Source organism: Falsiroseomonas sp. RANM36, assembly GCF_056682175.1.
Window position 1 is genome coordinate 132094 of sequence record NZ_JBWXTD010000004.1, and the last position, 8193, is coordinate 140286.

At 72.0% G+C, this 8193-nt stretch carries 8 protein-coding genes and 1 pseudogene; 7 read left to right on the forward strand and 2 right to left on the reverse strand.

The features are described from left to right. Positions 1-209 (reverse strand): annotated as a pseudogene (locus tag AC1MIR_RS14385) (hypothetical protein); the annotation flags it as partial. A gap of 65 nt (positions 210-274) precedes the next feature. Between AC1MIR_RS14385 and AC1MIR_RS14390 the strand changes: the two are divergent. The 5 genes from AC1MIR_RS14390 to AC1MIR_RS14410 are packed head-to-tail and all read left to right on the forward strand — an operon-like array spanning position 275 to position 6271. Beyond that, on the forward strand, positions 275-1441 hold the full coding sequence (locus tag AC1MIR_RS14390; RefSeq protein ID WP_480028883.1) for a trans-sulfuration enzyme family protein: 1167 nt from the start codon (positions 275-277) through the stop codon (positions 1439-1441). A gap of 33 nt (positions 1442-1474) precedes the next feature. Beyond that, entirely contained in the window at positions 1475-3163 is a 1689-nt protein-coding gene (hutU, locus tag AC1MIR_RS14395; RefSeq protein ID WP_480028884.1) for a urocanate hydratase, read from the forward strand. Continuing rightward, the gene (gene hutH, locus AC1MIR_RS14400; RefSeq protein ID WP_480028885.1) at positions 3160-4662 is read left to right on the forward strand and encodes a histidine ammonia-lyase; all 1503 of its coding nucleotides are present in this window, start codon (positions 3160-3162) and stop codon (positions 4660-4662) included. The genes hutU and hutH overlap by 4 nt, the downstream gene beginning before the upstream one ends. Continuing rightward, complete coding sequence (gene hutI, locus AC1MIR_RS14405) at positions 4659-5858, forward strand: imidazolonepropionase (RefSeq protein ID WP_480028886.1); 1200 nt, start codon at positions 4659-4661, stop codon at positions 5856-5858. Before hutH ends, hutI begins: the two co-directional genes overlap by 4 nt. After that, a complete protein-coding gene (locus AC1MIR_RS14410; RefSeq protein ID WP_480028887.1) occupies positions 5855-6271 on the forward strand; it encodes a PaaI family thioesterase in 417 nt (138 codons plus the stop codon). Before hutI ends, AC1MIR_RS14410 begins: the two co-directional genes overlap by 4 nt. A 10-nt stretch (positions 6272-6281) precedes the next feature. On the opposite strand, the gene AC1MIR_RS14415 is transcribed toward AC1MIR_RS14410, so the two are convergent. Next, positions 6282-6746 carry a PilZ domain-containing protein gene (locus tag AC1MIR_RS14415; protein WP_480028888.1) on the reverse strand — a complete coding sequence of 155 codons (465 nt, stop codon included), beginning with the start codon at positions 6744-6746 and terminating at the stop codon, positions 6282-6284. A 177-nt stretch (positions 6747-6923) separates the two neighbouring features. On the opposite strand from AC1MIR_RS14415, the gene AC1MIR_RS14420 reads away from it, so the two are divergent. Together AC1MIR_RS14420 and AC1MIR_RS14425 are read left to right on the forward strand one after the other, a co-directional pair. Further along, positions 6924-7613, forward strand: coding sequence for a CBS domain-containing protein (locus AC1MIR_RS14420; RefSeq protein WP_480028889.1), 690 nt, complete (start codon positions 6924-6926; stop codon positions 7611-7613). Positions 7614-8008: 395 nt separating this feature from the next. Next, on the forward strand, positions 8009-8193 hold a 185-nt coding region (locus tag AC1MIR_RS14425), incomplete at its 3' end, for a hypothetical protein (protein ID WP_480028890.1).

The window sequence follows — 8193 nt, forward strand, 5'->3', positions numbered from 1 at the left end:
GGGGGGGTGGGGGGGTGTTCTGGGGGGGGGGCCGGGGGGGTCCCCCCGGGGGGGGGGGGGGGGGGGGCGGGGCGGGGCGCGGCCCCCGGCGTGACGGCGGCGATGGCGCCCGCTTCGTCCACCTCGATCAGCACGTCCGACGCCCAGCCCTGCGGCAGCAGGGCCCGTGCGGCGAAGAAGGCCGCCATGAAACTCTCCCAGGTTCCCATGCACTCCTCGCGCATCGGCGCGCGGCGTGCAACATGCGCGGCTGACACCCCGAGGCGACAGGCGCATGAGCATGGACCCGACCACCGGCCGGAACTGGACCCCACGCACCCTGGCCGCGCAGGCGATGGGCAAGGTGGACGAGGCGACGCGCGCCGTGGTGCCGCCGATCCACGTGACCACCACCTTCGTCCGCGACCCGGACAACCAGTACCGCAGCGGCAACATCTATGGCCGCGCCGACAACGAGACAGTGCGCGAGGCCGAGGCGGTGATCGCCATGCTGGAGGCCGCGCCGGCCGCGATGCTGCTCGGCTCCGGCATGTCCGCGGCGACCGCCGTGTTCCTCGCGCTGGCGCCGGGCGACCATGTGGTGGCGCCGAACGTCATGTACTGGGCGCTGCGGAACTGGCTGCTGACCGACGGCACGCGCTGGGGCCTGCGGGTGACGCTGGTGGACATGACGGACCTGGATGCGCTGCGCGCCGCGGTCCGGCCGGGCGAGACGAAGCTGGTCTGGGCGGAGACGCCGGCCAACCCGCTCTGGTCCATCACCGACATCGCCGGCGCCGCCCGGATCGCGCATGAGGCCGGCGCGCTGCTGGCGGTGGATTCCACCTGCGCGACGCCGCTGCTGACGCGGCCCATCGAGCACGGCGCCGACATCGTGATGCATGCGGCGACCAAGTATCTCAACGGCCACTCGGACGTGGTGGCCGGGGCGCTGGCCACGGCGCGCAAGGACGAGATGTGGGACCGCATCCGGCGGAACCGCGCCATGCTCGGCCAGATCCTCGGGCCGCTGGAAGCTTTCCTGTTGCTGCGCGGCATGCGGACCCTGCCGCTGCGCGTGCCCGCCGCCTGCGCCTCGGCGATGGAACTGGCGAAGCGCTTCGCGGCGCATCCCGCCGTGGCCGAGGTGCTCTATCCCGGCCTGCCAGACCATCCCGGCCACGCCATCGCGAAGCGCCAGATGCAGGGCGGCTTCGGCGGCATGCTCAGCATCCGCGTCCGCGGCGGCGCGCCGCACGCCATCGGCACCGCGGCGCGGGTGGAGCTGTGGAAGCGCGCGACGTCGCTCGGCGGGGTGGAAAGCCTGGTCGAGCATCGCGCCTCCATCGAGGGCGCCGGCTCCCCCTGCCCCGACGACCTGCTGCGCCTGTCCACCGGCATCGAGGATCCGGCGGACCTCTTCGCCGACCTCGACCGCGCGCTGCGCGCGGCGAATGCGTGACGGCGGCCCGAGACACGCTGTAGCCTGCGCCGCATGACCGACGCCCATCACGCCCTTGGCCGCTTCCGCAACGCCCCCGCCATCCGCGCCCCCCGCGGCCTTGAGCTCTCCTGCCGCCAATGGACCACCGAGGCGGCGATGCGGATGCTGATGAACAACCTCGACGACGAGGTCGCCGAGAAGCCGGGCGAACTGGTGGTCTATGGCGGAATCGGCCGCGCCGCGCGCGACTGGCAGAGCTACGAGACCATCCTGTCGGTGCTGAAGCGACTGGACGAGGAGCACACGCTGCTGGTGCAGTCCGGCAAGCCCGTCGGCGTCTTCCGGACGCATGCCGATGCACCGCGGGTGCTGATCGCCAACTCCAACCTGGTGCCGCGCTGGGCGACCTGGGAGCATTTCTCCGAGCTCGATCGCAAGGGGCTGATGATGTACGGCCAGATGACGGCCGGCTCCTGGATCTACATCGGCAGCCAGGGGATCGTGCAGGGCACCTACGAGACCTTCGTGGAGGCCGGGCGGCAGCATTTCGGTGGCTCGCTCGCGGGTCGCTGGATCCTGACAGGCGGCCTCGGCGGCATGGGCGGCGCGCAGCCGCTCGCGGGCGTCTTCGCCGGCGCCTGCGTGCTGGCGGTGGAGTGCCAGCCTTCCCGCATCGAGAAGCGGCTGGAGACGAAATATCTCGACCACCGCGCGGACGATCTCGACACCGCGCTGGCGATGATCCGCAAGGCCTGTGCGGAGAAGCGCGCGATCAGCGTCGGCCTGCTCGGCAACGCCGCCGAGATCTTCCCGGAGCTGGTGAAGCGCGGCGTGGTGCCGGACATCGTCACCGACCAGACCAGCGCGCATGATCCGGTCAACGGCTACCTGCCCGCGGGCTGGACGCTCGCCGAATGGGAGACGAAGCGGGAGAGCGATCCCGCCGCCGTCGCCGCCGCCGCGAAGCACAGCATGGTCGCGCATGTGCAGGCGATGCTGGACTTCCAGAAGATGGGCAGCGCCGTGCTCGACTACGGCAACAACATCCGGCAGATGGCGAAGGACGAGGGGCTGCAAAACGCCTTCGACTTCCCGGGCTTCGTGCCGGCCTATATCCGCCCGCTCTTCTGCCGCGGCATCGGGCCCTTCCGCTGGGCCGCGCTGTCAGGCGACCCCGAGGACATCCGCAAGACCGACGACAAGGTGCGGGAGCTGATCCCGGACGACAGGCACCTGCACCAGTGGCTCGACATGGCGCGCGCGCGCATCGCCTTCCAGGGCCTGCCGGCGCGCATCTGCTGGGTGGGGCTCGGGCTGCGCGACAAGCTCGGCCTCGCCTTCAACGAGATGGTGGCGCGCGGCGAGATCGGGCCGATCGTGATCGGGCGCGACCACCTGGATTCCGGCTCCGTCGCGTCGCCGAACCGGGAGACGGAGGCGATGCTGGACGGCTCCGACGCCGTCTCCGACTGGCCGCTGCTGAATGCGCTGCTCAACACCGCGTCCGGCGCGACCTGGGTCTCGCTGCATCACGGCGGCGGCGTGGGGATGGGGTTCAGCCAGCATTCCGGCATGGTGATCGTCTGCGACGGGACGGAAGCGGCGTCGCGGCGGCTGGCGCGCGTGCTGTGGAACGATCCCGCGACGGGCGTGATGCGGCATGCGGATGCGGGCTACGACATCGCGAAGGACTGCGCGCGGCAATACGGCCTCGACCTGCCGATGCTGGGCGCGCGATGATCACACCCGGCGCCGCCACGCTGCCCGATCTCCGCGCCATCATGGAGGGCGGCCAGCTCGCGCTTGACGCATCATGGCGCGGCACCGTGCAGGCCAGCGCGGATGGGCTCGGGCGCAGGCTGGCGACGGGCGTCGCGCTCTATGGCGTCAACACCGGCTTCGGGAAGCTCGCCTCCACCCGCATCCCGCCTGACCGGCTTGCGCATCTGCAGCTCAACCTGCTGCGCAGCCATGCCGCCGGCACCGGCGCCTTCCTGCCGGCACCGGTGGTGCGGCTGATCCTCGCGCTGAAGGCGATGTCCCTGGCGCGCGGCGCCTCCGGCGTGCGGCCGGAGGTGGTGGACGCCCTGCTCGCGCTGCTGGCGAAGGGCGTGCTGCCGGCGATCCCGTCGAAGGGATCGGGCGGCGCCTCCGGCGACCTCGCGCCGCTGGCGCATCTCTCCCTGGTCCTCATCGGCGAAGGCGAGGCCTTCCTTGGCGACCGCGTTGCGGACGGCAGGCAGGCGCTGGCCGCCGCCGGTCTCTCGCCGCTCGCCCTGGCGCCGAAGGAAGGGCTTGCGCTGCTGAACGGCACGCAGGTCAGCACGGCCATCGCGCTCGCGGCTCTCTTCGCGGCGGAGGACCTGCTGAAGACGGCGCTCGTCGCCGGCGCGATGAGCGTGGATGCGGCGCGCGGTTCCGACACGCCCTTCGATCCGCGCATCCACGAATTGCGCGGCCAGCCCGGCCAGATCGCCTGCGCGGCCGCGCTGCGCAGGCTGCTGGCCGGCAGCGCGATCCGCGACAGCCATCGCGAGGACGACCCCCGCGTACAGGACCCCTATTCGTTGCGCTGCCAGCCGCAGGTCGCCGGCGCCTGCCTCGACCTGCTGCGCAACGTCGCCGCGACCCTGCTGCGCGAAGCCAATGCCGTCACCGACAACCCGCTGGTCGTCGGCGATGGCGAGGTGCTGTCGGGCGGGAACTTCCACGCCGAGCCGGTCGCCTTCGCCGCCGACACCATCGCCCTCGCCCTGGCCGAACTCGGCGCGATCAGCGAGCGGCGGCTCGCGCTGCTGACCGATCCCGCGCTGAATTCCGGGCTGCCGGCCTTCCTCGTCGCGGATTCCGGCGTGAATTCCGGCTTCATGATCGCGCAGGTCACGGCCGCCGCGCTGGTGGCGGAGAACCGCGCGCTGGCGGCGCCGCGCAGCGTGGACAGCCTGCCGACCAGTGCGAACCAGGAGGACCATGTCAGCATGGCCACCGGCGCCGCGCTGCGCCTGATGACGATGGCGGAGAATCTTTCGGTCATCCTCGGCATCGAGCTGCTGGCCGCGGCGCAGGGCGTGGACTTCCATCGCCCCTTGCGCAGCTCGCCGCCGCTTCAGGAGGCGCATGCCGCGCTGCGCGCCGTCGCGGCGCGCTGGGACGAGGACCGCACCATGGCGCCCGACATCGAGGCGGCGAAGCGCCTGGTGGAGCAGGGCCGCTTCGCGAAGCTGGTGACGCTGGCATGAGCGATTTCGACCGCGTCTGGCTGGACGCGCATCTGTGCACGATGCGGGGCGAGGGCCTCGGCGTGATCGAGGATGGCGCAATCGCGGCAAAGGATGGCCGCATCGCCTGGGTCGGAAGGCGCGCCGAGCTGCCGGGCGGCGCCGCCGAGACCACGCGCTGCGACGGCGCCTGGATCCTGCCGGGGCTGGTGGATTGCCACACGCATCTCGTCTTCGCCGGCGACCGCGCGCGCGAGTTCGAGATGCGGCTGGACGGCGCGAGCTACGAGCAGATCGCCAAGGCCGGCGGCGGCATCCTCTCCACCGTGCGCGCGACGCGGGAAGCGAGCGAGGATGCGCTGGTCGCCGCCGCCCTGCCCCGGCTGGACGCGCTGCTGGCCGAAGGCGTCACCACCATCGAGGTGAAGTCGGGCTACGGCCTGGACGCGGAGACGGAAGCGCGGATGCTGCGCGCGGCGCGGCGGATCGGCGCGGCGCGCGATGTCTCGCTCGTCACCGCCTGCCTCGCCGCGCATGCCATCCCGCCGGAATATGCCGGCCGCCGCGCGGAGTACGCGCGCCATGTCGCGGACACCATCATTCCCGCCATCGCGGCGGAGGGGCTCGCCGATGCGGTGGACGCCTTCACCGACAGCGCGATCGGCTTCACGCCAGAGGAGACCGCCTGGGTCTTCGACGCCGCGAAGCGCGCCGGCCTGCCCGTGAAGCTGCATGCCGACCAGTTGCGCGACGACCAGGGCGCGGCGCTGGCGGCGCGCTACGGCGCGCTCTCGGCCGACCACATCGAATACGCCAGCGCGGACGGCATCGCGGCGATGACGAAGGCCGGCACGGTCGGCGTGCTGCTGCCCGGCGCCTACTACTTCATCCGGGAGACGCATCTCCCCGACATCGCCGCGATGCGCGCGGCCGGGCTGCGCATCGCGCTGGCGACGGACCTCAACCCCGGCTCCTCGCCCGCGCTCTCGCTGCTGCTGATGCTCAACCTGGGCTGCACACTGTTCCGCCTGACGGTCGCGGAGGCGCTGCGCGGCGTCACGGTGAACGCCGCGGCGGCGCTCGGCCTGACCGATCGCGGCACGCTGGCGCCGGGGCAACGCTGCGACCTGGCGCTCTACGGCATCTCCCGCCCCGCGGAGCTCTGCTACTGGATCGGCCGGAACCCCTGCCTGAGACGGGTGGTCGCCGGCGCATGAGCCTGACGGTTGCGAAGATGCAGGCGCTCGTGCGCGCGGGCGTGCCGCTCGCCGGTGCCTGGGGCGTGGAGGTTCTCGGCTTCGCCGATGGCGAGGCGACGCTGCGCCTGCCGCATCGCGAGGACCTGCTGCGCCCGGGCGGCACCGTCTCAGGCCCCGCGTTGATGGGGCTTGCGGATGTGGCGATGTGGGTGGCGCTGCTCTCGCTGACCGGCGGGAAGGACGAGAGCCTGACCTCGACCCTCTCGATCACCTTCCTCCGCCCGCCGGCGCCGCGCGCCGTGATCGCGGAGGCGCGGGTGATCCGCAAGGGCCGCACCCTGTCCTATGGCGAGGTGATGCTGCGCTCGGAGGGCGAGGGCGCGCCCTGCGCCCATGTGACGACGAGCTGGGCCGCCGCGCGCCGCGGCTGAACGCGAGGGGTCAGCTCGCGGCGATCGCGGCCGCGCGCCGCGCGCCGGCCAGCCGCGCCAGCGCCGCCTCCGCCTCCTCGGCGGCCTGCTCCAGGGCGGGGTCGCCGAAATAACCGCCGCTGCGCAGCTGGCGCAGCGCCGCATCCGTCCGGCCCTCCAGGAGCGTCTCATGAGCCGCCCAGATCCGGCCGGCGAGCGGGCCGCGCTCGGCGGCGCCATCCTTGGCGAATTGCAGCCCGGCATCGGAACCGCGGCTCCAGCGATGCACCGCGGGGATGCTGATGCCGCCCTCCAGCCGGATCACCACGCGCTCCGGCACGGCGACGGGCGAGGGCATCTGCACGCGCACGCCGTCCTCGGAGCTGTCCAGGATGAAGCAGTCGTAAAGCGAGGCGCCGCAGGCGAGTTGCGCCCGCTTCAGGACGCTGCTGCGCTTTTGGCGGCGCCGCTCGAGGCCGAGGCTGGTTTGCGACATTCCAGGCGATCCGGGGATCGGTGACATAACCGTAGATTGCCGCAGATATCATTACAATGCAAGCTGATCTTGCGCTTAATGCGACAAATCGCGGGAAACGCGGCAGACGAATCGTGAGCTTGCGAGGCGTCGCAAACATCGCCATGTCAATACATAACCAAATCAAGGAGGACGGCGATGCGTGCCCGCGATCTGATGACCCGCGACCCGGTCACCCTGCCGCCGGACACGCCGCTGTCCCTGGTCGCGCGCATCCTGGCCGAGCGCGGCATATCCGGCGCGCCGGTGGTGGATGCCGAAGGCCGGTTGCTCGGCATGGTCACCGAGAGCGACCTGATCCGGCGCCTGGCGGCGCCGGAGGATCCGCCGCGCGGCTGGCTCGCCGCCTTCTTCACGCCGGCCGCCCGGCAGGCCGCGCAGTATTCCCGCACCCATGGCAGGACGGCGCGCGACGTGATGACCACCGCGCTGGTCACGGCCGAGGAGGATACGCCGATCGCAGTGATCGCCCACGCCATCGAGGAGCGTGGCATCCGGCGCGTGCCGGTGCTGCGGGAGGGCAGGCTGGTCGGCATCGTCGCCCGGGCCGACCTGATCCGTGCCCTGATGGCACCGGCAGGCAGCCTGGCCGAGGATGCGCCGGATGAGCGCATCCGCCGGGAGGTGGCCGAGGCGATGCGTCGCCAGCCCTGGGTGGACGCCTTCTTCATCTTTCCCGAGGTGCAGGACGGGGTGGTCTCCTTCCACGGCTATTGCCGGAACGAGGAAGTGAAGCGGGCGCTGCGGGTCCTGGCGCGGTCGGTGCCCGGGGTGAAGGGCGTGGCGATGATGGTGGAGGAACGGGCAGCGCCGGAAGCCGGATCCTGAGCCTGCGGATTGTCTACACAACCAAAAATTGTATCGTTTGCAGCGCGCGAAACGACCGAGGTTTGTCAACCCCTTACAGAGCTGCCCGGCGCCGCGCGCCTCCATCCGGCCTACGAAATGCAGCAATGGCGGGCGTTTGGCCGGGCCAGGTGCGAAATTGTGAAATTGACGACTCGAAGGTGGATACAATCAGCGATTGGGCTTGAACCGCGACTCGGCCTGTAGGATTGTGTGGATAAGGGGGGCAACCCGCGGTTCGGCCGTCTGATCGGCCGCCCGGCACAACCCTGGGCAGCAGACCGCCGCGCGGCGGGAGTGGGGGCGACATGGACGGATGCCTACCTGGCACGCGCCTGATCGGGCGCCTGGCCGAGCAGCAGGCCGATCTGGACCGCATGATCGCCGCCGAGCAATCCCGGCCTGCTCCCGACGAAATGCTGGTCCGCCGCCTGATGCGCGAACGCATGCTGGCGCGCGACCGGCTCGCGGCGCTGACCGGCGCCGCGGCGCCCCCCCGGGCGCCGCCGGGCGGCGGGGGCCAGGGGTGCGCGCCGGGCCCGGCCGGGCCCCGGGGGCCGCC

Coding starts and splice junctions, on each gene's coding strand:
- AC1MIR_RS14390 (WP_480028883.1), top strand. CDS start 275: ATGAGCATGGACCCGACCACCGGCCGGAACTGGACCCCACGCACCCTG.
- hutU (WP_480028884.1), top strand. CDS start 1,475: ATGACCGACGCCCATCACGCCCTTGGCCGCTTCCGCAACGCCCCCGCC.
- hutH (WP_480028885.1), top strand. CDS start 3,160: ATGATCACACCCGGCGCCGCCACGCTGCCCGATCTCCGCGCCATCATG.
- hutI (WP_480028886.1), top strand. CDS start 4,659: ATGAGCGATTTCGACCGCGTCTGGCTGGACGCGCATCTGTGCACGATG.
- AC1MIR_RS14410 (WP_480028887.1), top strand. CDS start 5,855: ATGAGCCTGACGGTTGCGAAGATGCAGGCGCTCGTGCGCGCGGGCGTG.
- AC1MIR_RS14415 (WP_480028888.1), bottom strand. CDS start 6,746: ATGTCGCAAACCAGCCTCGGCCTCGAGCGGCGCCGCCAAAAGCGCAGC.
- AC1MIR_RS14420 (WP_480028889.1), top strand. CDS start 6,924: ATGCGTGCCCGCGATCTGATGACCCGCGACCCGGTCACCCTGCCGCCG.